This is a genomic window from Bacillus sp. 105MF (genome assembly GCF_000374885.1).
Taxonomy (GTDB): Bacteria; Bacillota; Bacilli; order Bacillales; family Bacillaceae_G; genus Bacillus_A; species Bacillus_A pseudomycoides.
The window spans coordinates 254,597-281,581 of sequence record NZ_KB895569.1 but is presented as its reverse complement, the minus strand read 5'-3'; the positions used below and the strand labels follow the sequence as shown (position 1 = coordinate 281,581).

Below are 26,985 nucleotides of genomic sequence, written 5' to 3'. Positions count from 1 at the left end.
TTATTGCCACGTCTTTCAGCGGTAGAAAATGTAGAACTTCCGCTTATATATGGCGGCGTGAAGAAAGCGGAGCGCCGTCAGAGAGCTCTTGAAGCACTTGGGAAAGTCGGATTGTCTGACCGCGTGCATCACTTGCCAAGCGAACTTTCAGGTGGGCAAAAGCAGCGTGTAGCCATCGCACGTTCTATTGCAAATGATCCAACGTTTATTATGGCCGATGAACCAACAGGTGCTCTTGATACGAAATCTGGAGAGCAGGTTATGGATATTTTCACAAAGTTAAACGCAGAAGGTACAACGATTGTTATGGTTACGCATGAAGAAGAAGTTGCGGCATATTCTTCGCGCCGAATTGTGTTAAGAGACGGAAAAATTACAGAAGATAGAAGGTGTGCGGTATGAGTTTACTAGATAGTATAAAAATTGCCCTATCTTCTATTCTAGCTCATAAACTGCGCTCAGCGCTTACGATGCTTGGGATTATTATAGGCGTTGGTTCCATTATTACTGTTGTTGCGATTGGGCAGGGCGGAGAAGCAGCGTTAAAGTCGCAATTCGTTGGAGCTGGTAATAACGTAATCCCAATTCACTATAGTGCGGATATAAATGATCCGTATGGTATGGAAATGATGGAACAACCAAAGTTAACTGAGGAAGATATTTTTGAAATAAAAAAACTTCCAGAGATTGCGCATGTTCTTACAACCAATTCAAGTATGGAGCCACTCGATATTGAAGATAAAAAAGAGATGGTGAGTATTACAGGATTAGATAGTGAGTACTTCTCAGTAAATAAAGTGAAAGTGTTAAAAGGCCGATCCTTACAAGAATCGGATATTGCGCAAGGTAATAACGTCGTGATGATCAGTAAGAGTATGGAAGAAAAGGTCTTCAAAAAGGAAAGTCCAGTCGGAAAAATTATTGAGATGAAAGGACAACCGATGCAAATTATCGGTGTCTATAAATCAAATAATGAGTTTATGGGAATGGGGCCATCGGAAGCTTTAATTCCAATTACATTGTGGCCAACAATATATGGAAAAGATGAGATTCAAAGTATTTCTGTTCAAGCGAAAAATGTGGATGATTTAGAAAAAGCGGGTAAAAAAGCTGCTGATGTATTAAATAGTCGTAAGCCAAGTGATGCATCTGGTAAATACGAAGTGATGAATTTAAAAGAAATTCAAGAAGGTATTTCAAAAATGACGGGCATTATGACAATGATTATTGGTGGTATTGCTGGTATTTCATTAGTCGTTGGTGGTATTGGTGTTATGAACATTATGCTCGTATCCGTAACAGAACGTACACGTGAAATTGGGGTACGTAAAGCACTTGGAGCAACGCGCAGTAAAATCTTGCTACAATTCTTAATTGAAGCCGTTATGTTAACGCTTCTTGGTGGATTGATCGGAATCGGTCTTGGTTATGGTGGTGCATATATTGTTTCTACATTTGCGAAATGGCCACCGCTCGTTTCATGGGAAGTTGTCGTTGGTGGCGTGTTATTCTCGATGACGCTCGGTATTATTTTCGGATTAATTCCAGCGAATAAAGCAGCGAAACTAGATCCTATTGAAGCACTTCGTTATGAATAGATTGGTAGTGTAGTAGAGGGGCGTTCCTCTACTACACATACAAATAGAAAAAAGATATAAAACCATTTCTTTTAGGTGGGAGAGGGAATCCGCTCGAGGATAGAAGCGGTCAGAGCCTTTTTGTCCCCATGCTAAGTGAAACCAAAGAGAGAACAAGAGTGCAAGTCGATTTTTATATTATTCTAGTGGGCGGTTCACAGTCTCTGAAGAAGAGGAAGTGAACCGCCCGTTAGAACGGGTGAGAAAAATACAAGGAGGTTTTTTAGAATGGAACCGAATGTTAATTCGCAAAAGGTTAGTGGAGAAAAACCATCTTTAATAGGAATGATCACATCTCCTGGCTTACAGTTTGAGAGAATGAAAGCGACTGATAAGGTTTGGGGTATGTTCTTTTTGGTTGCGTTGTTACAAGCACTTGTAAATGGATTATCTACATATGTGGCGCAATCATCGCCTGAGATGATGGAAATTCAGAAGAAATTTGGCACAGGCCAAGAAGACTCTATCGGATATTTAGTTGGTAAGTCAATCGGTTCAGGTTTTATTGGGATAATAATTGGAACTCTTATTGTAGCAGCTGTCTATAAAATCTTTATGATGTTTTTTGGAAATGATACTTCGTACAAAAAATTGTTAGCCATTATTGTATATGCGAATATTGTGCTTGTAATTGGTGGACTTATTAATTCTCTTTTAGATTTAATTTTTGGAAGTGGTGCAACTGGGTATACAAGCTTGGCACCATTATTTGAACAAGGTACTACAGGGTATGCAATCGGTAGTATAGTTGAGGTATTCTATTTATGGAATATCGTTTTAATCTGGATGGGATTACAAATAACAGCTGGGTTAGGAAAAGTAAAAGCTGCGGTTCCAATTATCGTTCTCTTTATTATTAAAGTAGCGTTTGTAAGTGTAATGATTATCGCAGTAGCAAAGTTTATGCAAAGTTTCAATGGATAAGAATATGTGCAGAAAACGGCTCGATCAGGAGCCGTTTTTTATTTTTGTATGTATTTGAAATACTAGGCCTCGTATTTCAAATTTCCTCTACAGATATTTGAAATTTCCCTATGCAGAATTTTAAATAACTCACCATGAAATCCTCTTTATCTTCTTATATTGTAAAGGTACCGCGGAATAACAAAGAGGTATACCTTTTAGAAATAGGTATAATATGAAACCGGCTACTTTTACAGAAACAGTTACGTTGTATGAAAAGATGATTAAAAATCAAATGAAAAAGCTTTATCTGTACCGGGATTATGAAGAGTACTATCAATGTGGTTTAATTGGACTTTGGATGGCATACGAAAAGTATGAGGAGGAGAAAGGAACTTTTGCAGCTTATGCACTTGTAACAGTACGTGGATATTTGCTAGAGAAACTAAAGAAAGAAAATCGATTTCAAAAGCGGCATACATTCGCCGGACAGGAAATGTTACAAAATGTATGCGGAGCAGAAGTGTTGTCAGAAACTCAGGATTATATGAGTTTGTTAGATGAGAAAGAGAAACATATTATTTACGAACGTTTTTATGCAGGAAAGAAGATACATGAAATTGCGGAAGAGATGGAGATGACATATCATCAAGTGAGATGGGTATATCGGCAGGCACTGGGGAAGATGCGCAGCAGTATAAGAGAGTGAAAAAAAGAAAAATGGAAGGCAGGAATATTCTGTGTCTTCCATTTTTTTATAACAAATTTGTACTAGCAAGGAAGTAATGGTTTGTCTAGGAGGCGCATGACTTTATAAATATCTCGAAATTGTTGTGAATCTTGCATGTTCATGCGGCACAAGAGAAATCCAGCTTTCAAAAATTGTTGTTGCATTTGATAAAAACTAGTAGCAACAATTATGGTTGTACCATTATAAAAATGAAGTTTGGATTGCTTGCGATTATTATAAATTTCTATTTTGTTTATATGACTATAGAAAACCCAAATACAGTCTGGAGATGCAGGAGATTTCGTTGGAATGGCGCAAATATAATGACGATGATCAATTGGGATTGGGATATTTTGTTTAAAGTAATAATTTTCTTGAATCGCATCTCGCCTTCCTTTATAGGTAGAATGGTTATGTAATAGGCAAGATAGCTGTACCAATTGTAATGATGTTTTAGATGAAAACTTAATATTTCCATCATTTTCTGTTATTTTAGTACGGTGAAAAGGATGGGCGTAAGGCTCAAGTATCATTGTAGAACTAGAGATAGTATCATGACTAACTAGGTCGTCCAAAGGAAAAGCCTCCTTAAAAGTATTTGTTTACATATTTTAGTATATAGATGGAATATAAAAATAATTTTAAATATTTGTAAATGTTTGTAAAGTTTACTTTATTTTGTAAATAGTAAGCCTTCTATATAAATTCATTTTAATTTTTCGACATATAAGCTGTTTTGCATACAAAAATGAATCTACACTCTTTTCCTCCTTAAAAAGAAAGGGTTTCTATCGTTTTTTCAATTTAGATTTATATAATTTGCATCGCTTGTACATATATATGAAAATAGAAACAGTTAGGCGGTGATAGAATATGAAAAGGAAGTATATAATTATGGCACTTGTTGTCCTTCTTTTCGTATATTTAGCAAATAGCAACCCGAGTAAAGGGGAATATACAGAATGGGCAGCAAAGCAATTTATGAATCGCAATGATATTAGTAAGAAATTAACAGAGGTTGAAAAAGAAGACCCAGATGGGCTTGTTGGTGAACTTGCGACAATTGGTAAGAAGTTAGCAAAGAAATATGTAGAGCCACAAGTTGACGTGTTGATTAACCATTATACAAAGCGAAGCGATTATATTTTCTTCTCGACGTATAAGACGGAATTTACAATTGGGAAAGAAAATTATAAATATGTTTCAATCGGATTCTCTCATATTTTTATTCCGATTGAGATGCCGAAGAAAAAAGACGAAGCTGCAAATTGATGCAGCTTCGTCTTTTGCGTTTAAGGAGCAACTGTTACTTCTGATACTGTCTTTTCAACAAGGCGTGCCCCTTTTTTACGAGTGTTCCCACTAAGTGATAAGAAAATTGCAGAGGAGAGAATTGTGTCCATCACTTGGCCTATGGTTTGTTCATTCACAGGTGTAATAGGATTGTCGATAGAGAAGACGACTGTTTTTCCATCCTCTTTTAAGAAAATCAGTTCGAGTACTGTCATTATCATTTACCTCCTTGTCACTAAATTTTTACGGATTTGAGATGTCAGATGTACTTAAAAGTTGAACTGCATGAAGCTTTAATCCTTGTAATGAAGCAAGGGCACGTCCCACTTCATGGACCTGTGCTACATCAGCATTTGGCTTTACTCGTTTAAATTGTTTGTTTTTCAAAATAGTTTTCCCGTTTTTGTCTGTGCCACCGTTTAGGACAAGGCGCAAGCTTAAGTCAGTTACAATCGTTTCAATCGCCATTTTTTCACCCCCTTTTCGTCATATATATAGGAGGCAACGGTCATATTTTGGCGTGAAATTTTTTATTTTTTTTGGTACGCTTAGAAGAATAAGAGAGGAGTTTCAAAAGATGAATCGTAAATGGTTAGTTTGGATTCCCGTTTTACTATGGATGGGGATTATTTTTTATTCTTCAGCACAGCCGTATAAGAAGCAGGATATGCGTTCAGATATTGAGAAGTATGTTCCGTCTCAATTTGTAGAAGAAAAATTCTCCGGTGTATCGATTGACTATGGCGGGGGAACACCGGTTAGCATTGAAAATAAAGGCGTTGGTGGTTTTGTTGAGTTTTTCCTTCGTAAAGGAGCTCATTTCACAGTATTCTTGATTCTTGGTGCGCTTTCGTATTATGCATTGCACCGTTCTGGTTGTTCAAGAATGCGTTCCTTCGTATTCGCACTTCTGATTGTCGCTGGATATGCAACATTCGATGAAATTCATCAATCGTTTACAGGTGACCGTACACCGATGTGGCAAGATTCAGTTTTAGATACGTCGGGCGGACTGACAGGAATTATAATAAGCAATTGGTTTTGGCATAGAAAAAGGAGCTAACCCTTCGGGATAGCTCCTTTTTTGTGAATATATCGACGCCTCGATAATATGCGACACAGCATCTCATTATTAAAATGGATTTTATACACCGAGTAATTCCTTCAACTCGTCTGTTGAGAGTTCTGTCATCCAGCTATCACTTGTGATAATAGCGCTACTCAGCGATTGTTTACGTTCTAGCATTTCATCAATTTTTTCTTCAAGTGTACCTGTTGTAATGAGTTTATGGACGTGTACAAATCGCTTTTGACCGATGCGATATGCTCGGTCTGTCGCTTGATTTTCTACAGCTGGATTCCACCAGCGATCATAGTGAATGACGTGGTTTGCGGCAGTTAAATTTAGACCTGTGCCGCCAGCTTTTAATGAGAGGATGAAGATGTCATATGTTCCATTTTGGAACTGTTCGATCATCTTATCACGTTCTATTTTCGGTACACTACCGTTTAGGAAGAGAACACGCTGACCGAATTTCTCTTCTAATATTTTTTGTAACATATTCCCCATTCCAATATATTGCGTGAAAATTAAGCAGCTTTCATTTTGATCTTTTATATTTTCAATAAGATCCATTAATGTTTGCGTCTTCATGGAGCGCTGCACAATATCTTTCGGCGCTTCTTCTTTTAAGTAAAGAGCGGGATGATTACAAATTTGCTTTAGCTTACTGAGCATCATTAAAATAAAACCGCGTCTTTCAATGCCTGTTAAGCCTTCAATGTTTTGTAGTGTATCTTGTACGAGTTGTTCATATAGTGATGCTTGCTCACCTGTTAGTGGACAGTATTCTTTTTGTTCTTGTTTGTCCGGTAAGTTTAATGCGACTGTTTGATCTTGTTTTGTCCGGCGCAGTAAGAACGGTGAGATGAATCTTTGTATTTGCTGAATTTTCGCTTCATCACGATCTTTCTCAATGGGTGTTACGAAGCGGCGCTGAAATTGTCCTAGGCTACCAAGATATCCGTGGTTCAAGAAGTCGAAAATAGACCATAGCTCTGCTAACCGGTTTTCCATCGGCGTACCTGTTAAAGCGATTTTGTGATTTGCTTGCAAATTACGAACCGCTTTCGATTGTTTCGTTTGCGGGTTCTTAATATTTTGCGCCTCATCCAGGATGATCGCATCCCAGCACTGCGCGTTTAACTCTTCTTCATCAAGTTGTGCTAATGCATAAGAAGTTAATACGACATCCGTACTCTGAAGAAAGTCCTTAAATGAATCGCCTTTCGAACGGTTGCTTCCATAATGTAGTTGAACCTGTAAATGCGGCGTGAAGCGTTCAAACTCCTTCTGCCAATTTCCAAGAACAGACGTCGGTGCTATGATTAGTGCCGGACCTGTTTGGAGGCTTTTTTCTTTCACATATAATAAGTAAGTAATGGTTTGGATGCTTTTTCCAAGACCCATATCATCCGCTAACAACGCTCCAAATCCGAGCTCTCGTAAATATAAGAGCCACTCTACACCGTGTTCTTGGTATGGGCGAAGTGTGGCTTGCAAGGAAGATGGTATTGGAACTTTTGGAATGTCTCCGATATGCAATAATTTTTGGAAGAGCTCTTCGTAATAGCCATCTAGCTCAATTTCAATGTCTGTAAATGGATTATCTTCTTCTACAATTTCTGCTTCGGCAGAGTTTGATAAGTGCTGCTGCAAAACATCCTTCATTTCAAGGCCATATTTATCTGCACGTTTCATTAGTTTTTTCACTTCTTCAATAAAGGCAGGGTCGAGTCTCATCCATTGTCCATTTAAATTGAAGAGTCGTTTGTTTTGTTCGACAAGATCGAAAAACTCACTCTCTGATAGGTCGATGCCATCTGTGGAAACGCGCCAGTCGAAATCGACGAGAGTGTTCATGCCGAAGAAGGATTGTGTTTGATTCGTACTTTGCTTCAATTGGACGCGTAACCTTGGTTTCGTTGCTTTTAAGTTTTGCCACCAAGACGGTAGTAAAATATCAACGCCGGCTGCTAATAATTCGTTACTCGCCTCTGTTAAGAAGTTCCATGCTTCTGTTTCATAGAGCTCAGTTCGAAAGTGATCATCTTCCTTAAGCCATGGAACTAGCTTACCGAACCCTTCCTGCGTTTCTTGAATACGCTCTTCGTAGTTATGCCATCTTTTTGGTAGTGAATCGATGTCATTATAGACGTATATCCGGTGTGCTCCGCGTTTTGTGGTGATAATCGTTTCAAGTTTCCACAGTTCAAAATCATTGTGTGGTTCTTGGAGACGAAGTCCAATTGTGAAGGGAAGATCATCCTCGATGTAGCCAATTTTCCGGAGCCAATCTTCTTCATGCATTGCTGTTACAAGCTGTCTTTTCGTAAAATCATAGTGCTCATATAGTCGCTTCGCATCTTCCCAGCCATCATTAGAGCGAGCATCTTGAAGAATACTCTCATTAACTGCCTGAGAGAAAAGGGATGCTAGCGTATCATCTTGAGTTGAAACATTGCTAACTTTCCATGACGGATAATCGGACCAGCGCTTCATATCAGGTATAAAGCTTCCAGTTACAAAGGCATCCCATAGTTCTTTTGCATTTGGCGTAAGTGCGGTAATGGGATCATTCATTTGCAGCCTGGCAAATGAATTCATTGGTTTATTGGCGATATATTCAAATGCTTGAACGCTCGTTAGCATAATCCCGCTTCGTCCTTCGTATGTAGCTTCTTTCAAGAAGGTGCCATAGAAGGAAGTTGAATGCCATGTGAAGGCATGTTGTTTCCAATCTCTTGCAGGTAAGAGATTGCCGGTTTCATCTTCTCCCCAAAGGAACCAACCTTGACTTACGTGCTGGAGCCGAATTGTTACTTCAGTTTGTATGATCATCGATTAACTTTCCTTTCCGCAGTTCTTCCTGTAGTGCTCTTAGACGTGAATATAAGTTAGCGATTTGGACAATGAAAATGTGCCATTCATCTGTTCGTTTGAGTCGTTTATAGAGCATACGCAATTTCTTTAAGTAACGGACTGCACGGCGGTATGACTTGCGATTCCGTTCCTCAATTGCTTGCATCGTTGCAAGATGATAGAGCGGAAGAGCTGCTTCTGGTGCTTCTTTTTCAATTTCTTTCAGTGGTTCTTTTAGCAATTCAATTGCTTCAAATCCATACAAGAGATGAAGTTCTGTCCATGCATGATATTGTTTTTTTGCTAGTACATATTGCTCGTAGTTTGTGAAGCTGTATGGCAATAGTTCTTGCAAAATCATTTCAAGACCTGCTTGTTCATTTGTGTGTGTTGCATATGTTTCATACATCATGACAAACAAACGAACGATATCTTTTACAAAAAGGGGATCGGCCTGATCATTCATTGTCTTTTTCACTTGTTTATATGTGAAAGACAGCCAATTTTTGGCGCGCTCCCATTGCATTGTACTCAGTAAATCTTCGAGCCAGTCGAAATAAAGACCGACAACTTGAGCCGGTTGTGTTTCGAGTAAGACCATAGCTAAATGATCCTCTTCTTTTAAAAAGAAGAGGTGAGAAGAGGCGAGTGCTTTCGAAAGTGGATTCATCTTCGCATCAATTCGTTTTTCTTCTTCTTGTATCCAAGATTTTTCTGCTAGCAACTCTCCCCATATATGCCGGTAAATAAAGAACCTCTCCTGTGTATAGGAATCGGTAGAGAAGAAAATATCATGCACTTGTCGAGCTGTTTCTTGCAAAATTGGTTCACATTCAGCAGGAATCGATTCTGATTTCAAGTCACGTACAAGTGATTCAACTTTATCAACAAATAGCCGGACAACGTTAATAGGTTGGTGATAGGAATACGTTTTGTTTGTCTCAAAGTCAAGGATTTCTTCTAATAGCTTTTGAAAGCAAAAAAGTGCACCATGTAATTTGAACAATTCATGTATAGCAACGACACGCGGCGCTTTTCGTTCTAATTTCATGTAAAAGTCTGTAAAGATGCTCATAAGAAAATACATTTGTCTATACGAGAGTCGTGTTTGTTCTTTTTTAAATGCGTCATATTCAGATTTAAAATATGCGTGCCAACTTGTAAATTCCGTTTCTTCAAATACAGACGATTGTAATACTTGTCGTGCTGTTCGAATCGGAGGGAGTGATGGTTTCGTTTTATTTTTAAATAATGTTAATACTTCTCCCACTTGTCCGAAGCTAGAAGCAGCAGACAGTAGAACAGCAAGCATGTGCTCGCACTGCGTCGGCGCGAAGCAATCACAATAGCTTTCCGCGATATTACGAATCGGAATATGGACGCTATACACATTTCCTTCAGCATCTACGGTACCTGATAACGTATAGCCATCAAAATCAACGTTGTAGACAAGACCGCTGCGATATAAATGACGAGCAGTGGCAACATGCTCTTGATCGGCTACTTGCTGCGGATCGAGTCCTTGAACAAATTCATTCGCGATCATCATAATTTCATCTTTCGTAATTGAATGTTGCAGCATAGTTTTCCTCCGTACAAAAGATTTATTTCCTCTACCATTATAAACAAAAAGAGGTGAAAACAGAAAAAATGAATTTGCTCGTATTTAATCTAGAAAAATATGGTAATATATATAGTTAAATACGTGACTTTTTTGTTTAGGAGGGGATTTGATTTGTCAGATTTTCAGACGAAATTAGGAAGCGGTATGAATAAGCTACAAGAAGGAATTGAACAGGGAAAGATAAAGTTGCAAGTGGCACAAGAGATTGCGCAATTAAAAAAGGAAATACAAGTGCAGCTTCATAAGAAGACAGAAGTTTTATTAGAGCTTGGCCAACAGGTATATGTTCAGATTCGAGATACTGGGGTCAAGGAAGAGGTATTAAAGCAATTAGTTGCTCCGATTCAAGAATTTGACGTTTTAATTTATCAAGCACGAAAACGAATTGTTGAACTGCAAAAACAACAAGGAGAGAAAGTAACGTGTGAGTGTGGAGGCTCTTTATCAATTGGTGATAAGTTTTGTGGGACATGCGGAAAACCAAATCCAATGCTATTTGTAGAGAGCAACGTAGAAAAGGTTACGTGTGTATCATGTAATGAGCACATTGCAAAAGGCTCCATTTTTTGTCCAGTTTGTGGAATTAAGCAAGGTGGGGAGTGAACGAAATGTACTGTCGCATGTGTGGGAATCAACATGGAGAAGAAGTGAACTACTGTCCAAATGAAGGAAGTATGACAATGGTGTCTGGAGACAGTGTCGTTCTTGAGCAAGACAACTCTAAATATTGCCGTGATTGTGGGAATGAAAATGCAGAGCAGAACCTGTATTGCCAAAAGTGCGGACATTCTTTATTTACAGTGAAGAAAAAAGAACATATCGTAAAGTTACCTAGTATGGAAAAAGGTCATAAAGTTGAATTAGGCTTACATAAAGGTGGTCTGAAGACAGGGATAATTGGCGGAGCAATTGCAAGCGTTCTTATGTTACTTGCGGGATGGCTTGGAAGTTTAGCGGTTTCAGAGATGATGAAAAAGATATTCCATGAATTTGCTAGGGAATTAACAATGTTACCTGATTTTTATGCGAGTACAACTTCTACACTATTAAGCTATCATTTACTTGGTTTTTCAGCAGGAGATGAAGGCGGAATTGTTATGTCGTTATCTTGGCATACTCCATTCTTTTTACTATTAATTATTCCATTTATTATTTTATGTGGAGTAGGGATTTGGATAGGGAAACAACGTGTTGCAAAGACGATTGGAGAACAAATCGTACTAGCGACAACAGTCGGTATTATTTATGGATTATTCTTATTTGTAATCAGTTTTATTGCCTCACAATCAGTTGCACTCCCAGAAGTAGGAACGATAACAGTTGGATACTCTTCGTTGAAAAGTTTAGTAAGTGGTTTTATGTACGGAACTTTCTTTAGTTTATTTGGATTGATTGCGCATACAAGCCGAAACAATATAGCAGATGCGTTTCAGGAGCTACTTCCATACGGGGCATCGCTATATCATGGAATGGCAGCGATGGTGAAAGGTCTTTTGCTGACAGCTGCTATTTTTTGTGTGACGACACTCATTGCACTATCTGGTAGTAATGCAAAGCCTTTCGAAGATGTAGCGCCGACAATTTCAGCGCGTGCAATGATGGCATTGCAACTCACACCAAATGTATGGAGTATGACTCATTTTGCACCAGTAGAAATAAAGGTTCCAGCGTTACAAAAGGAAATGTCTAAAGTAATGACAACAGGTGACAAAAGTATGATAGAACTTTCATTCATATCAGGTGTATCTGCTGGTGGCGTTAAAATAAAAGATATTTTAATTGCTGAAGGTGCTCCGCTATCAGCAATGGAAAGTTTTGATGAGATAAATGGTAAATTCCACCTTGGTTTGTTGCTCCTTATGATCCCAGTATTCTTTATGTTTAGAGCGGGACAAAAATTAGCGAGGGTGCCATTCTCTAATATGTATGTAACGTTAGCTGTATGTAGCGGTGCTTATACAATTATGATGATTGTAATGAATCTTCTTTCTAAAATTGAAATTAATATTGCAGGAAAGCTAACAAAGGAATTTGGAGTAGGTGGAACAGTATTTTCTATGCAGGGCGGCTGGATCTATTTAATACTCGGTAGTTTTATTCTGACATATGCAGCTGCCTTCGCTGGAATGAAATTGGCAAGGAAGTAGGGAGGGAAGTATCGTGAAGTTTTGTGGAACATGTAAAAAACAAGTCGCAGATTACTTAAATTTTTGTTCTGAATGCGGAAGTAAAGTAGAAGTGATTGAAGAAAATGTAGCGGCTTCGAGAGCAGATGTACAGAGGGAAATGCAACCAAAGAAGAGCAAGAAAAATATTGTACTCCTCATTGTATTCGTCGTACTCGCTGCTTTACTATTTGGAGCATATAAATTCGGGGCATATAAATTCTCGAAAGAAAAGCAAATCAATGCATTAATTGATGCTTTCAATAAAAAAGATATAAATACAATTGATTCTCTTATAAAATCGGATGACCCAGGTTTGAAAATTAAAACAGAAGATATTAAATCTTATTTACGTTATTTAAAGGATAGTCCTTCGTACAATAAAGAATTGTTATCTTACTTACAAAAGCAAACGGTAGATACAAAGCTCGTTAACAAAGAAAGCTTTGTGGACGGACAAATTGTAGAGGATGGAAAAGAGTGGTTCTTATATCCAAAATATAAGTTCAGCATTAAGTCGTATTTTATGACGGTCAGCACAACTGCAAAAAATGCAGAAGTATATGTAAATGATAAAAAAACGGCTGATATTTCTAGCGGAAAATTTTCTAAAGAAGTCGGACCTTATTTCCCTGGGACGTATGTTGTAAAAGCAAAGGCGAAGGCAGAGCTTACTGAACTAGAAACGGAAAAGGAAGTTGAGCTAGCTGGAGAAAAAGAAGGGAAAGTGGATGTAAAATTACCACTTGAAGGAAAATATGTTAAAATCTCTTCTGACGAAAATAGCGCTAATGTCTTTGTAAATGGTAAAAAACGTGGGAAACTAGAGTATGGAAGCTATAAGCTCGGACCAGTACCAACAGATGGGACGGTCGAAGTTCATTTAGAGAAACAAACTGATTTTGGTGTTGTGAAAACCGAAAGCGTAAAAATTGGTGATGAGGAGAGCTCCTATTATTTAAAATTCCCAAAACAAACATCGGATACGGCAGTTGGTGACTTTGTTCGCACTCATATTTATAACAACGTGCGCGCTATTTCTTTAAATGACTTTAGTCTAATTGAAAATGACTATGATAAGAGCGGGAAATCATATAAAGAAGACCGTGATTATCTGCAATATTTAAAGAAAAAAGGAATTACTGAGGATTTATTAAAATTTGAAGTCCGTAATGTTGAACGTCAAAGTTCTACGAAATATAAAGTAACGACATATGAAGAATACAATATTCGCTATGGTGATGGATCTGTAAAGTTTAAGAGCTTTAGCAATGAACATATCGTTACAGTAAATCCGGATGGGAAACTATTGTATCATTCAATCAGTGCGAATAATACATTGAAAACAGAAGACGTATCTGGCCCAACGCATTAAAATGTGAAAAGACTATCTCTTTACAAAGAGGTAGTCTTTTTTTGATATATCGACTTCTCTACAAAATACGACAAGCTTGTACATATGGATCTTGTAGAATTCTTTCTACTAACGGAAGCATTTCTTCTTGAAAGGGTATATCAATTGGAAATGGTTTTTGTGATCCCGGTTTTGTGCCGTATTGCACAAATTTATATTGAACGGATTGATCGTGCTTGAGCACAATCAGCTTATAGCGATTGTCATCATGTTCAAGTGAAAAATCAATTGTAGCCCCGTCGTATGTTACATCATCTTTGTAGATGTATGGCTTCGGTGTGCCGATCCAGTCTATTTTTGCATGTGGGTTCATGGTATAGCCTCCTTATCGTCATTATATATATATCCATTTTGGTTTTCCAACATATAAGTCGCTGCTAGGAGACTTGCGCCCGTTTTTACTTTGCATGGGGTTAAAAAAGGCCCTGACCGCTTCTTTCCATGGGCGGCAGCTCTCTCCCACCTAAAAAAGGATGTTTTTTCATTTGTGTTTATATAAAAAAGTAAAAGCCAGCTCTCAATATATGAGAACTGGCTGAATTTTTAGCAGTCATTGGTTATTTTAAAATTTTCACTTTAACGGATTTACGTCCCCATTTGTTAGCAGCTGAATCAGAGCCAACTAGAACGTCGATACGGTTACCTTTAATTGCGCCGCCAGTGTCACCAGCGATTGCTTCTCCGTAACCTTCTACCCATACTTTTGATCCAAGTGGAATCACTTTCGGGTCAACAGCAATCATCTTCATGTTTGGATTCGCTGTTAGGTCATGACCCATTGCAGTTAATACACGGCCGCCGTATGTGCCGCCATTTTCGCTCGGATGAGCTGTATACGCTGTAGCTTCAACTGTTAGTTCACGACCACCAGAAGGAGTGTTTGTTTCTGCTGCTTTGACAGCAGGTTTAGCAGCTGGTTTTTCTTGTGCTGCTGGTGCTTTTGCTTCTGCTTTAGCAGGTGCTGCAGCTTGAGCAGGAGCAGGCGTTTCTTGTTTTTCAATAACAGGTGCTGTACCTGTTAAGAAAGGAACATGAACGTAAGCCGTTTTCCCATTATATTCGAATTGTAACCACTCATTTTGTACTTGGTTCGTTGTTTCGATCATATCGTCTTTCTTAAGCGTACCAAGAACTTCTGAGTTTGTGTTTGCTTCAGCACGTACATTTAATACGTTTGCTGTTACGTAATAGATGCTTTTTGTAAATTCTGCGTTTACGAATGCGTCTTTACCATCTAATTTGATTTTTGACCATCCGTTTTCTGTATTTGTAACATCTAATTTATGACCATTTAATAATTTGCCTACAACTTGTGATTCAGTATTTGGGTTCTCGCGTACATTTAATACGTCTGTTGTTACAACAGTTTCTGCTTTTGCAGAAGTAGTGAAAATCCCAAGACCAAAAACTGCTGCCGTTGCTATACCAATTAATTTTTTCATGATAGCCTCCATTGCGTTTGTTTTCGTGTCCTCATTATAGCAACAGTTTTTTTCGGAATTTGGGAAATCACACAATTACAAACCATTCGTAACAAATCATTAATACTCTGTAATATAGAAAGAAATAATAGAAAGCGGTTTTCATTCCGTGTTTTTAGGAGGTTTGATAGATATCTCTATTACTTATAGCATAGAGGATATTTTTCAACTGAGATAATAATGTTACGCAGTTATTACGATACGGTTACTAGATGGTTACAATCCTTGAGTAATTCGTCGATTTGTGACTAAAATAGTTATATAAACATAAATAATTTGTTTGTGTATTCACAAAGAAGTGCTATATCCTTACAAAAACAACCGCATAATTGTTACAAAAAGAAAGAACTGCTATCCGTAAATTTGGCTTTTTTCCAACTGTAACACACCTTTTTTTGGGAAACACACTCCCATCCGCATCTATCTCGCACGATTTGGCGGTAGCATCTCCATTTTATAATCCGAACGGTTATATGGAGGCTCAACTGTCCATAAGAATTCTAATTGGTGAAGGCTGATTTTAGAGAGCTGAAAGAAAATCACCGCAAGAAATATTTCACTTTATCCGATTTAACATATCGGAATTAGAGTCATTTTACGAAAAAAAGAAACCTACAAAAGGGGGATTTTATGAGGAAACTGACAAAAACATTTATTGTCTCATTAACATTATGTATTGCATTTACAATTTGGGGGATTATTCCCGAATCTATAATCGGAAAAGGTAATTTAGGAAATGTGACTACTGCAATTCAAACTGCATTAGTTAGTAAATTTGGTTGGTTCTATATCATTTCTGTTTCTGTTTTCTTAGGTTTAGCTATCTTTTTAATCTTTTCAAAATATGGTTCGATCCGTTTAGGGAAAGATGATGATAAGCCTGATTATAGTTATATGACCTGGTTCGCTATGCTCTTTAGTGCCGGCATGGGAATCGGTTTGATTTTCTGGGGAGTTGCGGAACCATTAAATCATTTATACACACCGCCATTTGGAGAGAGTGCAACAGAAGAGAGTGCACGTCTTGCACTTCGTTTTTCATTCTTCCATTGGGGATTACATCCATGGGGTCTGTATGCACTTGTAGCACTTTGTATTGCTTATTTTACGTTCCGAAAAGGGAAACCAAGTACAATTAGTGCAACAGTTGGTTCTTTATTTAAGAGTGGTGAGCACGGACGGATCGCACATACGTTTGACGTATTAGCTGTATTTGCGACAGTATTCGGTGTTGCAACTTCATTAGGACTTGGAGCAAAACAAATTGCAGGTGGCGTTAGTTACTTAACATCTATTCCAAACTCATTAACAACGCAGTTAGTTATTATTGGGGTAGTAACGGTCCTATATATGTTATCTGCACAAACAGGATTAGATAAAGGGATTAAATATTTAAGTAATATAAATATTATTTTAGCCTTTGCACTTATGGCAATCTTATTATTTGCAGGTCCAACGAACTTTATTATGAATTACTTTACTTCTACAATCGGTTCGTACATTCAAGAGTTGCCAAGTATGAGCTTCCGTTTAAGCCCATTAAATGAGGGTGGTAACCAATGGATTCAATCATGGACGATATTTTACTGGGCATGGTGGATTGCATGGTCCCCATTCGTTGGTACATTCATTGCCCGTATTTCACGTGGACGTACGATTCGTGAGTTTGTTATTGGTGTGTTGCTCGTTCCAACAATTATTGGTGCGCTTTGGTTCTCTGTATTTGGAGGAACAGGTATTCACATGGAGATGTTTGATGGAGCAAATATTTATGGACAAATTAAAGAGATGGGCACAGAAATTGGATTATTCGCTATGTTAGATCATATGGGCAGCATAGGACCAGTTTTATCTGTTCTTGCGATTTTACTGATTTCAACATTCTTTATTACTTCAGCAGACTCTGCGACATTTGTTCTTGGTATGTTAACGACAAATGGTAGTTTAAATCCACCAAATCGTATTAAACTGGTTTGGGGTCTTGTTCAAGCAGCATTGGCAGCGATTTTATTATATGTAGGTGGATTAGAGGCATTGCAAACTGCTTCGATTATCGCAGCATTCCCGTTTGTATTTGTTATCTTCTTTATGGCTGCTTCCCTATTTAAAGAATTACAGAAGGAAGTTCGTCATCACCATAAATAATAGAAGGAAAGAGCTGATTTTGAATCAGCTCTTTTTTGATAGGTTGTGCGAATTCCTATTGATTAGCAGTTGTCGCAGGTCGTCGAATGGTCGATAAGTTGTGTCGAACCGCCGATATATTGTCAAAAGTAATCCATATTTTTGACAAAAATTTGTCGGAAATGTGTTGTCACTTTTGCGTATATGTGCTATATTATTTCCTGTAAGCGATTTCAAATGGTTTTCAAGCGTATTCAAGGGGGACAACTAGAATAATGAAGCGTTACGAAAGAAAGTGGAAGCATATTTGTTTGAAACGTGTGGCACATCGTAGTGTCCAAGAAAACACGGAACCAAAGACTGAAGTGTCTAAAGAACAGCAAGAGAAGCAATTGGTTTTACAAAAATAGCAGTCACTTTTTCGTATATAAATGAAAGTAGATCGTTCGTTGGGGGATGGACGTGAAAATTACTTTCGACTAAGGGGTATTGTCCGATATATAGATTTAAAGTAAAAATAAGCACAGAGCATACGGCGCTCTGTGCTTGTTTTTTTAATCAAACGTTTGTTTAATTTTGAACGAGCCGCTGCCACTTTTACTTTTTAAACCTGACTGTCTTGTCCCATCCGATAATTTGTTTTTTATTTTTAGCGCGTAAGTATAGGAAGAGGCTTCTGATAAATAGGTACGTAAAGAGCTGGGCGTATGTGAAATACATTCATAAAAAAAGCTGACCCGAAAATTCGGATCAGCTCGATTTTTATTATAAGAACATCATACCTGCAACTGCTGCATTTAAGAAGTTCGCTAGTGTACCAGCGATTACTGCTTTAATCCCTAACTGTGCAATTTGTTTACGGCGAGAAGGAGCAAGTGTCCCTGTTACACCTAATTGAATTGCGATAGAAGAGAAGTTTGCAAAGCCACAGATTGCAAATGTTAAAATCATATTTGTTTTATCAGACAGCTCTGACATGTGTGGACCTAAGTTTGCATATGCAACGAATTCGTTGATTGCAAGTTTTTGTCCGATAAAGCTAGCTGCTTGTACAGCTTCGTTTGGTGAAACACCGATTAGGATAGCAAATGGAGATAGAATATATCCAAAGATTAAATCAAGGCTAAGTTTAATATGGAACCAAGATCCAACCCATCCTAATAGGCCGTTTAATACAGCGATTAATGCGATGAACGCCATTAACATTGCTGCAACGTTAATAACAAGCTGCATACCTTCAGATGCACCGCGTGCTGCTGCATCGATAACGTTAGCATCTTCACGCTCTGTAGAAAGTTGTACATTGTTATCCGGTTTTTCTGTTTCTGGCATAATTAGTTTTGCAATTAATAAGCTTGATGGTGCTGCCATAATTGCTGCTGCTAATAAGTGCTCTAGCGGAATTCCCATCGCTGCATAACCAACAAGAACTGATCCTGCAACGGCCGTCATACCGCTTACCATAATTGTGAAGAATTCACTGTTTGTTAGACGAGTTAAGTACGGTTTAATTAAAATTGGTGCTTCTGTTTGTCCTAAGAAAACAGTTGTTACTGCATTTAAACTTTCTGCTTTAGAAGTGCCAAGAAGTTTGCTTAATGCACCACCAACGATACTAACGAATTTTTGCATAATACCCAAATAATATAAGATTGCTACTAATGAACTAATAAATACAATTGGAAGTAGTGCTTGAATTACGAAGACGAAGCCCCAAGGACCTTTTGGGTTTACTAAATCCCCAACGACGAATTTAATTCCCTCATAAGAAAAATTGATTAAGCCTTGAACGCCGTCAGAAGCAACTTTTAAGCCAGCTTTTCCGGCATCCCAACGTAATACAATAAATGAAAATGTAATTTGTAATGCTAGCGCGATTAAAATCGTACGCCAATTAATAGCTTTGCGGTTGGAAGATAATAAGAAAGCAATTGCTAAAACTCCAATCACGCCGCCAATTCCCCATAAAACATTCATGTAGTGTAAATCTCCTCTCTCATAGTAAAAAAGTATACATAACAGATGTCTATACTCAACGAAAATAACATCTTAAGTAACGTATCATACCGGACATCAGAGGTCAAACGTCTATTGAAAAGTTTAAATAGAAAGAAAATTATTTAAGAAAACACATATTAATCTTATAGAGATTAGGTTATGTTATTTCAGGGGAATATATTCATTATTATAACGTTATGAGCTGTTTTTATAGAATACAGTGTATGAAATAAGAGGAGAGAAACATATTTGTAGCAATATGAATTGAAAAAATGATAAAGACTTTTCTTTTATAGGTAGGGAGAGAGCATCCGACCATGGATAGAAGCGATCAGGGCCTTTTTTTGCCCAGTGTCGAATTGAAAACAAAAGGAGAAAAAGAGAAAAAGAGAGCAGGTCACCTTTTGTTCTTCGTAGCAGCGACTTATATGTGAAAAATCAAAAAGGATTTATATAAAAAGAGTCTTCTAATAATCTAGAAGACTCTGAAACTATGACTTAAGGTGCTTTTGTATATCCTAAGAAGTGGCTGCTCCAGTAAGAGTTATTCATTGAAACAATTTTAACTCCGTTGTCACCAGCTTGAATAAATGATCCGCCGCCAAGGTAGATACCCATGTGAGAAGGACCTGGCTTATAAGTGTTTTGGAAATAGATTAAATCGCCTGGTTGTGGATTTGAAGTTTTTGGTAGACTGCTCCAATATCCTGCTACAGTTTGACGGCTAATGTTGTGACCGAATTTGTTAAATACGTGGAAAATGTAACCACTGCAGTCAACACCATTAGCAGAAGTGCCACCCCATACATATGGTACGCCTTGCATTGATTTTGCATATGCAAGAATAGATGATGTATTACCACTTGTGTTGCCTGCGTTATTATTATTATTATTATTTTGGTTGTTGTTATTGTTACTGTTGTTAGGTTTATTGTCTACAGCGCCACCGACTGGTGTTTTAGATAGGAAACGAGTTCCTACATAGCCAGTGCGACCGTTGTAGTTAATTTTACTCCATCCATAATGTTCAGAAATAACTTGTACTTTTTGACCTTGTGGAAGAGCACCGATTACGCTGTAATTTGTACCTTCGCCGCTACGTACATTTAATGCTGCCGCATTAATGTAGTATTCACCAACAGATGTTTGTGGTTGCTCAGGCTGGTTTGGTTGTTCCGGTGTCGTTGTGCCACCTTTAACAAATTTCACAAATTCGCTACTTACATAGCCAGTTTTACCGTGATGATTAATTTTGTACCAACCATTTTCTACACCAGTTACATTTAATGTTTGACCGTTTAATACGCCACCAAGTACACCGTGGTATGTAGCTGGGCCTGTACGAACACGTAATGATGTTGTATTAACAACATAAGTACCGCCAGTTTGAACAGTTACATTATTATTGATTTCTTGTTGTTGATCATTACCTTGGACAACATCGTTACTAGAACCACCTTTTGTTACGTAGTCCTTGCTAAGGTAAGCAGTTTGTCCAGCATAGTTAATTTTGAACCAATCTTGAACTTCGCCAACAACTTGTACAACTTGTCCTTTATGAACAGATCCTAAAACTGTATGAGAAGCGCTAGGGCCTGTACGGACGCGAAGAGAAGATACATTTACTGTATAGTTTCCGCTTGCTGCTTGAACATTGTTGTTATTTGAAGAACCAGCGTTTGAAGAAATGCCAGATATGAATTGTCCACTAACGTAACCAGTTTTGCCGTTATGGTTAATTTTAACCCATCCGTTTTCTATGCTAATAACTTGCAATGTTTGTCCTTCATATACACGTCCCATAATGGAACTAGAAGTATTTGGGCTTGTGCGAACACGCAATACATCAGCAGTAACTTTGTTTTTGCCACCTGTGCTTACGTTTGGTGTTGTACCATTTTTTGATACGAATTGTCCACTAACGTAACCAGTTTTACCATTATGGTTAATTTTAACCCAACCGTTTTCTTCACCGATTACGTTTAATGTTTGACCCTCATATACGCGAGAGATGATGTCGTGAGAAGTGCTAGCTCCTGAACGAACGTGTAATACGTCAGCAGTAACTGTGTAGTTTGAATTGTTTTGTGGTGCAGCTTGAACAGTTTGTGTAGCAGGCTTTTGTGTATTTTCAGGGGCAGCTTGAACGCTATCTAATGTCGGGGCTGCTCCTCCTGCTACAGACACTGCCGCAAGACCGGCAAGATATTTTTTCATGTTTTGTCGATTCCTTTCTGTCTGTAATGTAGTGATGAAATATTTACCAACTGTTAAAAATTCTAAAAGGCATGTCGATTACTGTCAAGGCTTATGCGGGAATCTGAATATGTCAAAAATATTACGAAAAAAAATCAAGGTGCATGCTCCACCTTGATTTTGAACGAAAATACATACGTTGTTTTGTTGTTGAACTTAAAACGTTCGCGTTTAAGGTAATGAAATATTAGAAGTTGAAAAACTTTGGACAAATGTTTTTTGTAGTAGTTTGGTGATTGGCCCAACTTGACCATTTTGGATGGCAGTTCCATCAAGATGTGTCATAGGCAGCACTTCTACAGTTGTTCCTGTAAAAAAGCACTCGTCAGCGTTATAGACATCACGAATACTGAATAATTCTTCTTGAACAGGAATCTGTAGTTTATGGGCTAAGGAAAGAATATATTGACGAATAATCCCGTTTAGGATTAGGTGATTAGCAGGGTGGGTATAAAGGATCCCGTTTTTTACAAGAAAAAAGTTCGAGTGACTACCCTCTGTAACTATTCCGTTACGAACGAGAAGGGCCTCTTTACATCCTTTGCGTTCTGCTTTTGTGACAGCCAATACATTTGGCAATAAATTTAAGGATTTAATATCACAGCGGAGCCAACGTGTATCAGGTTCTGATATGGCACGTATTCCGTATTCAATCCATAAAGCGGGTCGTTCTTTTTTTGAGATATAAGCATAAATCGTTGGGGTTACATCAAAAGAGAATGCGTGCGCACGATGCTGTACTCCTCGAGAAACTTGCAGGTAGATGGTACCATCTTCTTGGAAGTTATTATTTTCGAGTAATTTGTAAAGTAGTGTAATGAGTTCTGCTTTAGAGAAAGGTAGTGTTAGTTCTATTTCATCCATTGAACGGTATAACCGAGTTAAATGTGGATCTAATAAGTGGATGTTTCCTTTATAAATACGAATTACTTCATAGACACCATCTCCAAATTGTAAACCACGTTCTTCTAATTGTATGTACGGTTGTTTGTTATTTGTATCAATAATTTTGTCATTCCATAATACAAATCTTTCGTATGCCATTTTACTTCCCATCCTTTCTTAATTGTTTTAATGATGAGTGGTGAGAGCCCGTATGGAAACGTCAATTTATTGTATTTCGCATATACAAATTCGCAAATGAGAAATGAGAATCCTGCTTTTTAGAAATAAAAAAGGCAACATTCATATAGAACGTTGCTTGCAACAATGTTGCATAAGGAGGGTAGCTTGTTTCATAGGGATATTGTCTTGGTATAGCTTAGAAAGGTGACCAGTAAACCAAACGGCTTTACTAAGACAATGGATGTTACTTCCCGGTAACGTCAGGAAAATTGTTACAAAAATGATACTATTATTCCCCATGAGGAATGAACAGAACACTGTTTACAAATTCTATTATAGAGATGTTTCATGAATTTTATGTAAATATTTGGTGAAGATTGTGTAATTTTATCATACTAATGTAGAGAAAAAGACGCTGAGATTACTCAGCGCCTTTTTTGTCTTCTTTAATAATTGTTTTTACTTCGCCCGTTTTAATTTTGTTGCTTTCGGAGAAGCGAAGTAAGTCTCCCTCAATGAGTTTATCAGACATGTGCAGTTCATTTTGCGCCCGATCAATCATCGCTTGAGCTTCTTCTTTCGGTACTTCTACAATTTCGCCTGTTTCGCGGTTATAGAATGTATTGTTTGTATATATATATTGTTCTGTTATAAAACTTCCATCACGAAGAACAACGAATGATTTATAATCTGGTGAGAATACATCATGACCGAAGCTAATGTCATTGCTTGAATCAACACCAAGTAAGTTTAGAATTGTTGGTTTAATATCAATTTCACCTGTTGGTTTTGAAATTGTTTTACCTTCTTTTTGACCTGGAACGTGAATGAACATTGGTGTACGTTGTAAGTTCATATGATCAAATGTTGTAATTTCTTCTTTTCCTAAGAATTGTGCCATCGCACGGTTATGGTTTTCAGAAATACCATAGTGGTCACCGTAGAATACGATAACCGAGTTATCATAAATACCTTCTGCTTTTAGACGTTCAATAAAGTTTTTCAGTGCTTCGTCTAAGTAACGAGCTGTTACCATGTAACGGTCAAATACACCATCACCAGAGTTGTAAGGTTCGATTAATTTTGTACCGTCATCATAAGTAAATGGATAGTGGTTGGTTAAACTAAGGAAGCGAGTATAGAATGGCTTCTTCACTTGTTTTAACATATCCACGGATTGATTAAAGTACTCAATATCTTTTAATCCCCAGTTTAACTTTGTTTCTGGTGTGATTTTGTAGTCAAGTTCGTTATAGTAACGGTCGTAACCAAGTGCAGGATACATGATGTTACGGTTCCAGAATGTTGCGTTGTTTGCGTGGAATACAGCTGTGTAATACCCTTGCTGACGCAGGATTTCTGGTGTTGCAGTATATTCGTTATTACCATGTGTAAAGAATACAGCACCTCGGTCTAACGGATATAGTGATGTATCTACTAAGAATTCAGCATCCGATGTTTTTCCTTGTCCAGTTTGGTGGAAGAAGTTATCGAAGTAATAACTTTCTTTTGCAAATTGGTTTAAGAATGGTGTAACTTCTTGACCATTTACTGTCGCACCAATTAAGAATGTTTGCAAGGATTCAAGAGAAACGACGATTACGTTTTTCCCTTTCGCAACGCCAAACATATTTGGATCTGGTTTCTCTTTGAGTGTCTTCACATAGTTTTCTGTTTCTTGTAATTTGCTACCATCAGCAAATGCTTTTTGTGAACTTGATTTCGCTTGTAAGCCAAGATCATATAATTGGTGAGTATATAAACCTAAGTTTTTCACGAGCATAACACGGTCAAATGAACGCGTTAATAGTTCCGGACGCTCAGTCTCTGCAAGACCTAAGTTTGCGAAGAAAATAGCAACCGTTGATACGAAGTATAAAGAACGCATTGGACGTGACACACGCTCCGTTTTTGCAAAGTCTTTCTTCTTTTTTAATAAAACGAAGAAAAGAATAATATCAGCAAATGCAACAATGATTTTGTAGTTGAGTAGTTCTTTTACACTAGAACCTAACTGTCCAAAGTTGGACGTTTGCCCAAGTACCGGTAAAGTAACGAAATCATTGTAGAATCCGTAGAACATTACGTTACCAACAAGAACGATTGTTAAAACAAAATCAATTCCAAGTGCTATATAATTACGTTTTTTTCCTTTTGCGAATAATGCAAGACCCACAAGCAGTAATGATGTTGCCAATGGACTAATGAATAAGATAAATTCTTGCATGAAAGATTCAAGTTTCAAATCAAAGCTCGTACGCGTTATGATGTAAGTTTTTAGCCATAAGGCCAAAGCGACGAACAAAGTAAAACGCACATTATGAAATTGTGATTTTAAAGATTCCTTCATCCATTTCCACCCTTTCTCTATCAGGCTTGGTCGATTTTTGAGAGAAAAATGCTAAAATAAAAAATACATAGTTTTCTTGGCCATGAGCAGGGTTTTCTATATCACCCATATACGACTTTAACTATGCATACCCTTTTGGTTTCCTGCCATTTCTTTTGTTGATCCATAAGCATAACGTCATTTCTGTATTATACAACAAAATTCAATTCTTAGAAACACTATAACATTTTACAGTTTTTGTATTTTCGTTGTTGCTGCCAGAGAAAACTTTAACATTGGTTTATATGCTCGTCAACTAGAAAATATAACAAAGATAAAAGAGAATGTTAAGAGAAATAGAACATTTTATATTGAGAAATATTGATAGGAAATATATAAACCCTTTCTTTTTAGATGGGAGAGAGCGTCCGCCTGAGCATAGAAACGGTCAGGTCCTTTTTTCGCCCCATGCCGAATTTAAAACAAAGGGAGAAGGAGAGAGTAGGTCCATTTTGTATGCAAAGCAACTTATAAGTGAAAGAACAAAAAGAGTGATTTAGCAAAATTTTGATTGGTGATGGAAATTTTAATGTATAACCCCCTCTTTTTAGGTGGGAGAGAGCGTCCGCCTGAGCATAGAAACGGTCAGGTCCTTTTTTCGCCCCATGATGAGTTTAAAACAAAGGGAGGAGAAGAGAGCAGGTCTTCTTTTGTTCCCGAAGCCGTGATTTATATGTGAAAAATCTTATTATAATTAGAGTAAATAGCGGGAAATGATTGCGAACACTTGTTCTTTCTGGTGTTGTCTGTTACAATAAGTTTTCATCGATCGGTTATGTGTATATTTGATGAGCTTTTTATTGACTAATGAGGCTAGTTTTTTCTTTTTGAAGGCACATCTACTTTTGCGTATAGTGAAAAAACAAAATATGGGGGCTCTTTATATGGAACGAAAATTTTCAGTTGAAGCGTTTTGGAATAAAGTGAAACATGTAGCGAAACAAGCGGGACAATCGGTTATTTATGCAAGTTTATTGCTGTTTTACGTTATGCAAAGACCGGATGTTCCAAAACGAGTAAAGGCAACCATTATCGGAGCACTTGCTTACTTTATTGCGCCAATTGATGCGATTCCGGATTTTATAGCTGGAATTGGTTATACGGATGATTTAGGGGCATTAACAGCTGCACTTTTGCAAGCATCCATGTATGTAAATGAAGATGTAAAAGAAAAAGCGCAGATGAAATTAGCGGATTGGTTTGGTTCGGATATAGACACATCGTTTATCGATCAAAAATTAGATCAATAGCTGAGAACTGTCATGTGCTGACAGGGCAAACATAAGCGAGGAAGTGTACTATGCCATCAGGAAAAACACATACGAAAATAAACTTACTTTCTCTTCCGATTGTTTTATTTATGCTTGTTTCGTATGGATTAACAAATTTTGATTTTTTACTCACTTTTGCGATAGGCTTTTTAATCGGCACGTTTTTCTTAACACCAGATTTGGATATTCATAGTAACGCCTATAATAAATGGGGATTACTTCGTATTTTTTGGTATCCGTATCAATGTGTGATGCCGCATCGTTCTTTTTTAACGCATACGCTTGTAATCGGTGATCTCATTCGTATATTGTATATGCTTCTTGTCTTTTCTCCATTCCTATACATAGTAAATAAAATGGTGCTAGACGGAAGGTTGCTTGAGATTGCAAAGGAACATGATGTTGCTTTAACGACATTTGTAATTGGAGTTATCGCTGCGAGTGCACTCCATATTATAGCGGATCGATTGAATACGCGCCGGAAAAAGCTTATGAGAAAAAAGAAGAAAAGAAGAAGAAGGTAGGGCACTTGCGAATTGCGAGTGCTTTTTCTTTTTTAGTTGTGCTGAACGAGGCATAAGGCTTTTAATCAAACGTTTGTTTAAAGTGAAATAGGCCAGAGTGACAGTCTTTTCTTTTGTTAATCAAACGTTTGTTTAAAATAATGAGGGAAGAATGAAACTTACTTTTTTCCTATTTATAGAAAGTGCAAT

General features: G+C 37.5%; 24 protein-coding genes. 13 read left to right on the top strand and 11 right to left on the bottom strand.

Annotated features, from left to right (window positions below):
- From C564_RS31860 to C564_RS0109620, 4 genes are all read left to right on the top strand, one after another.
- On the top strand, nt 1-402 hold a 402-nt coding region (locus tag C564_RS31860; protein WP_018765169.1), incomplete at its 5' end, for an ABC transporter ATP-binding protein.
- The gene (locus C564_RS0109630) at nt 399-1,598 is read left to right on the top strand and encodes an ABC transporter permease (protein WP_018765168.1); all 1,200 of its coding nucleotides are present in this window, start codon (nt 399-401) and stop codon (nt 1,596-1,598) included. The genes C564_RS31860 and C564_RS0109630, both read left to right, overlap by 4 nt.
- Before the next feature lie 267 nt (nt 1,599-1,865).
- Entirely contained in the window at nt 1,866-2,561 is a 696-nt protein-coding gene (locus tag C564_RS0109625; RefSeq protein ID WP_018765167.1) for a Yip1 family protein, read from the top strand.
- Between the two features lie 214 nt (nt 2,562-2,775).
- Nucleotides 2,776-3,249 (top strand): sigma-70 family RNA polymerase sigma factor, encoded by a 474-nt coding sequence (locus tag C564_RS0109620; protein WP_003203127.1) that lies wholly within the window; start codon nt 2,776-2,778, stop codon nt 3,247-3,249.
- A 62-nt stretch (nt 3,250-3,311) separates the two neighbouring features.
- Here C564_RS0109620 and C564_RS0109615 read toward each other — a convergent pair whose 3' ends face one another.
- A complete protein-coding gene (locus tag C564_RS0109615) occupies nt 3,312-3,803 on the bottom strand; it encodes a competence protein ComK (protein WP_003209016.1) in 492 nt (163 codons plus the stop codon).
- A gap of 340 nt (nt 3,804-4,143) precedes the next feature.
- Here C564_RS0109615 and C564_RS0109610 point away from each other — a divergent pair, with 340 nt between their 5' ends.
- On the top strand, nt 4,144-4,542 hold the full coding sequence (locus tag C564_RS0109610; RefSeq protein WP_026008518.1) for a DUF4359 domain-containing protein: 399 nt from the start codon (nt 4,144-4,146) through the stop codon (nt 4,540-4,542).
- A gap of 20 nt (nt 4,543-4,562) precedes the next feature.
- Here the strand turns inward: C564_RS0109610 and C564_RS0109605 are convergent, their stop codons facing one another.
- Together C564_RS0109605 and C564_RS0109600 are read right to left on the bottom strand one after the other, a co-directional pair.
- Nucleotides 4,563-4,778 (bottom strand): DUF2922 domain-containing protein, encoded by a 216-nt coding sequence (locus tag C564_RS0109605; protein WP_018765166.1) that lies wholly within the window; start codon nt 4,776-4,778, stop codon nt 4,563-4,565.
- Between the two features lie 28 nt (nt 4,779-4,806).
- On the bottom strand, nt 4,807-5,031 hold the full coding sequence (locus tag C564_RS0109600; protein ID WP_003203136.1) for a DUF1659 domain-containing protein: 225 nt from the start codon (nt 5,029-5,031) through the stop codon (nt 4,807-4,809).
- A gap of 109 nt (nt 5,032-5,140) precedes the next feature.
- Here C564_RS0109600 and C564_RS0109595 point away from each other — a divergent pair, with 109 nt between their 5' ends.
- The gene (locus C564_RS0109595; RefSeq protein WP_003203138.1) at nt 5,141-5,626 is read left to right on the top strand and encodes a VanZ family protein; all 486 of its coding nucleotides are present in this window, start codon (nt 5,141-5,143) and stop codon (nt 5,624-5,626) included.
- 81 nt (nt 5,627-5,707) lie between these two features.
- Here the strand turns inward: C564_RS0109595 and C564_RS0109590 are convergent, their stop codons facing one another.
- Both C564_RS0109590 and C564_RS0109585 read right to left on the bottom strand, forming a co-directional pair.
- A complete protein-coding gene (locus C564_RS0109590) occupies nt 5,708-8,464 on the bottom strand; it encodes a DEAD/DEAH box helicase (RefSeq protein ID WP_018765165.1) in 2,757 nt (918 codons plus the stop codon).
- Entirely contained in the window at nt 8,448-10,067 is a 1,620-nt protein-coding gene (locus C564_RS0109585; protein ID WP_018765164.1) for an SWIM zinc finger family protein, read from the bottom strand. The genes C564_RS0109590 and C564_RS0109585 overlap by 17 nt, the downstream gene beginning before the upstream one ends.
- A 153-nt stretch (nt 10,068-10,220) precedes the next feature.
- Here C564_RS0109585 and C564_RS0109580 point away from each other — a divergent pair, with 153 nt between their 5' ends.
- The 3 genes from C564_RS0109580 to C564_RS0109570 are packed head-to-tail and all read left to right on the top strand — an operon-like array spanning nt 10,221 to nt 13,649.
- A complete protein-coding gene (locus C564_RS0109580) occupies nt 10,221-10,712 on the top strand; it encodes a zinc ribbon domain-containing protein (protein WP_018765163.1) in 492 nt (163 codons plus the stop codon).
- Nucleotides 10,713-10,717: 5 nt separating this feature from the next.
- Nucleotides 10,718-12,256 (top strand): zinc ribbon domain-containing protein, encoded by a 1,539-nt coding sequence (locus C564_RS0109575; protein ID WP_018765162.1) that lies wholly within the window; start codon nt 10,718-10,720, stop codon nt 12,254-12,256.
- A 13-nt stretch (nt 12,257-12,269) separates the two neighbouring features.
- Complete coding sequence (locus C564_RS0109570) at nt 12,270-13,649, top strand: zinc ribbon domain-containing protein (RefSeq protein WP_018765161.1); 1,380 nt, start codon at nt 12,270-12,272, stop codon at nt 13,647-13,649.
- Between the two features lie 58 nt (nt 13,650-13,707).
- On the opposite strand, the gene C564_RS0109565 is transcribed toward C564_RS0109570, so the two are convergent.
- Complete coding sequence (locus C564_RS0109565; protein WP_006096935.1) at nt 13,708-14,001, bottom strand: DUF3910 family protein; 294 nt, start codon at nt 13,999-14,001, stop codon at nt 13,708-13,710.
- A gap of 244 nt (nt 14,002-14,245) precedes the next feature.
- On the bottom strand, nt 14,246-15,142 hold the full coding sequence (locus tag C564_RS0109560) for a cell wall-binding protein EntA (protein WP_269210848.1): 897 nt from the start codon (nt 15,140-15,142) through the stop codon (nt 14,246-14,248).
- Nucleotides 15,143-15,799: 657 nt separating this feature from the next.
- Between C564_RS0109560 and opuD the strand changes: the two genes are divergently transcribed.
- Nucleotides 15,800-17,314, top strand: a complete 1,515-nt coding sequence (gene opuD / locus C564_RS0109555; protein WP_006097495.1) for a glycine betaine transporter OpuD — start codon at nt 15,800-15,802, stop codon at nt 17,312-17,314.
- A gap of 254 nt (nt 17,315-17,568) precedes the next feature.
- Complete coding sequence (locus tag C564_RS38020) at nt 17,569-17,703, top strand: hypothetical protein (RefSeq protein WP_003205060.1); 135 nt, start codon at nt 17,569-17,571, stop codon at nt 17,701-17,703.
- A 355-nt stretch (nt 17,704-18,058) separates the two neighbouring features.
- Here the strand turns inward: C564_RS38020 and C564_RS0109545 are convergent, their stop codons facing one another.
- The 4 genes from C564_RS0109545 to C564_RS0109525 form a co-directional block, all read right to left on the bottom strand.
- Nucleotides 18,059-19,270 carry a NupC/NupG family nucleoside CNT transporter gene (locus tag C564_RS0109545; protein WP_018765159.1) on the bottom strand — a complete coding sequence of 404 codons (1,212 nt, stop codon included), beginning with the start codon at nt 19,268-19,270 and terminating at the stop codon, nt 18,059-18,061.
- Between the two features lie 519 nt (nt 19,271-19,789).
- Nucleotides 19,790-21,508, bottom strand: a complete 1,719-nt coding sequence (locus tag C564_RS0109535; RefSeq protein WP_018765157.1) for a C40 family peptidase — start codon at nt 21,506-21,508, stop codon at nt 19,790-19,792.
- Nucleotides 21,509-21,718: 210 nt separating this feature from the next.
- The gene (locus tag C564_RS0109530; RefSeq protein WP_033794788.1) at nt 21,719-22,603 is read right to left on the bottom strand and encodes a D-amino-acid transaminase; all 885 of its coding nucleotides are present in this window, start codon (nt 22,601-22,603) and stop codon (nt 21,719-21,721) included.
- A 430-nt stretch (nt 22,604-23,033) separates the two neighbouring features.
- Nucleotides 23,034-24,962 carry an LTA synthase family protein gene (locus tag C564_RS0109525; RefSeq protein WP_018765155.1) on the bottom strand — a complete coding sequence of 643 codons (1,929 nt, stop codon included), beginning with the start codon at nt 24,960-24,962 and terminating at the stop codon, nt 23,034-23,036.
- 923 nt (nt 24,963-25,885) lie between these two features.
- Here C564_RS0109525 and C564_RS0109510 point away from each other — a divergent pair.
- Together C564_RS0109510 and C564_RS0109505 are read left to right on the top strand one after the other, a co-directional pair.
- On the top strand, nt 25,886-26,251 hold the full coding sequence (locus C564_RS0109510) for a YkvA family protein (protein WP_016112579.1): 366 nt from the start codon (nt 25,886-25,888) through the stop codon (nt 26,249-26,251).
- 50 nt (nt 26,252-26,301) lie between these two features.
- Complete coding sequence (locus C564_RS0109505; RefSeq protein WP_003209033.1) at nt 26,302-26,796, top strand: metal-binding protein; 495 nt, start codon at nt 26,302-26,304, stop codon at nt 26,794-26,796.
- Nucleotides 26,797-26,985 lie beyond the last annotated feature (189 nt).

Excerpts from the sequence above, each read along its gene's own strand:
- C564_RS0109575 (WP_018765162.1), top strand. The coding sequence starts at position 10,718 with ATGTACTGTCGCATGTGTGGGAATCAACATGGAGAAGAAGTGAACTAC.
- C564_RS0109525 (WP_018765155.1), bottom strand. The coding sequence starts at position 24,962 with ATGAAGGAATCTTTAAAATCACAATTTCATAATGTGCGTTTTACTTTG.
- C564_RS0109530 (WP_033794788.1), bottom strand. The coding sequence starts at position 22,603 with ATGGGAAGTAAAATGGCATACGAAAGATTTGTATTATGGAATGACAAA.
- C564_RS0109505 (WP_003209033.1), top strand. The coding sequence starts at position 26,302 with ATGCCATCAGGAAAAACACATACGAAAATAAACTTACTTTCTCTTCCG.
- C564_RS0109620 (WP_003203127.1), top strand. The coding sequence starts at position 2,776 with ATGAAACCGGCTACTTTTACAGAAACAGTTACGTTGTATGAAAAGATG.
- C564_RS0109615 (WP_003209016.1), bottom strand. The coding sequence starts at position 3,803 with ATGATACTTGAGCCTTACGCCCATCCTTTTCACCGTACTAAAATAACA.
- C564_RS0109625 (WP_018765167.1), top strand. The coding sequence starts at position 1,866 with ATGGAACCGAATGTTAATTCGCAAAAGGTTAGTGGAGAAAAACCATCT.
- C564_RS38020 (WP_003205060.1), top strand. The coding sequence starts at position 17,569 with ATGAAGCGTTACGAAAGAAAGTGGAAGCATATTTGTTTGAAACGTGTG.
- C564_RS0109610 (WP_026008518.1), top strand. The coding sequence starts at position 4,144 with ATGAAAAGGAAGTATATAATTATGGCACTTGTTGTCCTTCTTTTCGTA.
- C564_RS0109630 (WP_018765168.1), top strand. The coding sequence starts at position 399 with ATGAGTTTACTAGATAGTATAAAAATTGCCCTATCTTCTATTCTAGCT.
- C564_RS0109605 (WP_018765166.1), bottom strand. The coding sequence starts at position 4,778 with ATGACAGTACTCGAACTGATTTTCTTAAAAGAGGATGGAAAAACAGTC.
- C564_RS0109545 (WP_018765159.1), bottom strand. The coding sequence starts at position 19,270 with ATGAATGTTTTATGGGGAATTGGCGGCGTGATTGGAGTTTTAGCAATT.
- C564_RS0109595 (WP_003203138.1), top strand. The coding sequence starts at position 5,141 with ATGAATCGTAAATGGTTAGTTTGGATTCCCGTTTTACTATGGATGGGG.
- opuD (WP_006097495.1), top strand. The coding sequence starts at position 15,800 with ATGAGGAAACTGACAAAAACATTTATTGTCTCATTAACATTATGTATT.
- C564_RS0109590 (WP_018765165.1), bottom strand. The coding sequence starts at position 8,464 with ATGATCATACAAACTGAAGTAACAATTCGGCTCCAGCACGTAAGTCAA.
- C564_RS0109510 (WP_016112579.1), top strand. The coding sequence starts at position 25,886 with ATGGAACGAAAATTTTCAGTTGAAGCGTTTTGGAATAAAGTGAAACAT.
- C564_RS0109560 (WP_269210848.1), bottom strand. The coding sequence starts at position 15,142 with ATGGAGGCTATCATGAAAAAATTAATTGGTATAGCAACGGCAGCAGTT.
- C564_RS0109585 (WP_018765164.1), bottom strand. The coding sequence starts at position 10,067 with ATGCTGCAACATTCAATTACGAAAGATGAAATTATGATGATCGCGAAT.
- C564_RS0109600 (WP_003203136.1), bottom strand. The coding sequence starts at position 5,031 with ATGGCGATTGAAACGATTGTAACTGACTTAAGCTTGCGCCTTGTCCTA.
- C564_RS0109535 (WP_018765157.1), bottom strand. The coding sequence starts at position 21,508 with ATGAAAAAATATCTTGCCGGTCTTGCGGCAGTGTCTGTAGCAGGAGGA.
- C564_RS0109565 (WP_006096935.1), bottom strand. The coding sequence starts at position 14,001 with ATGAACCCACATGCAAAAATAGACTGGATCGGCACACCGAAGCCATAC.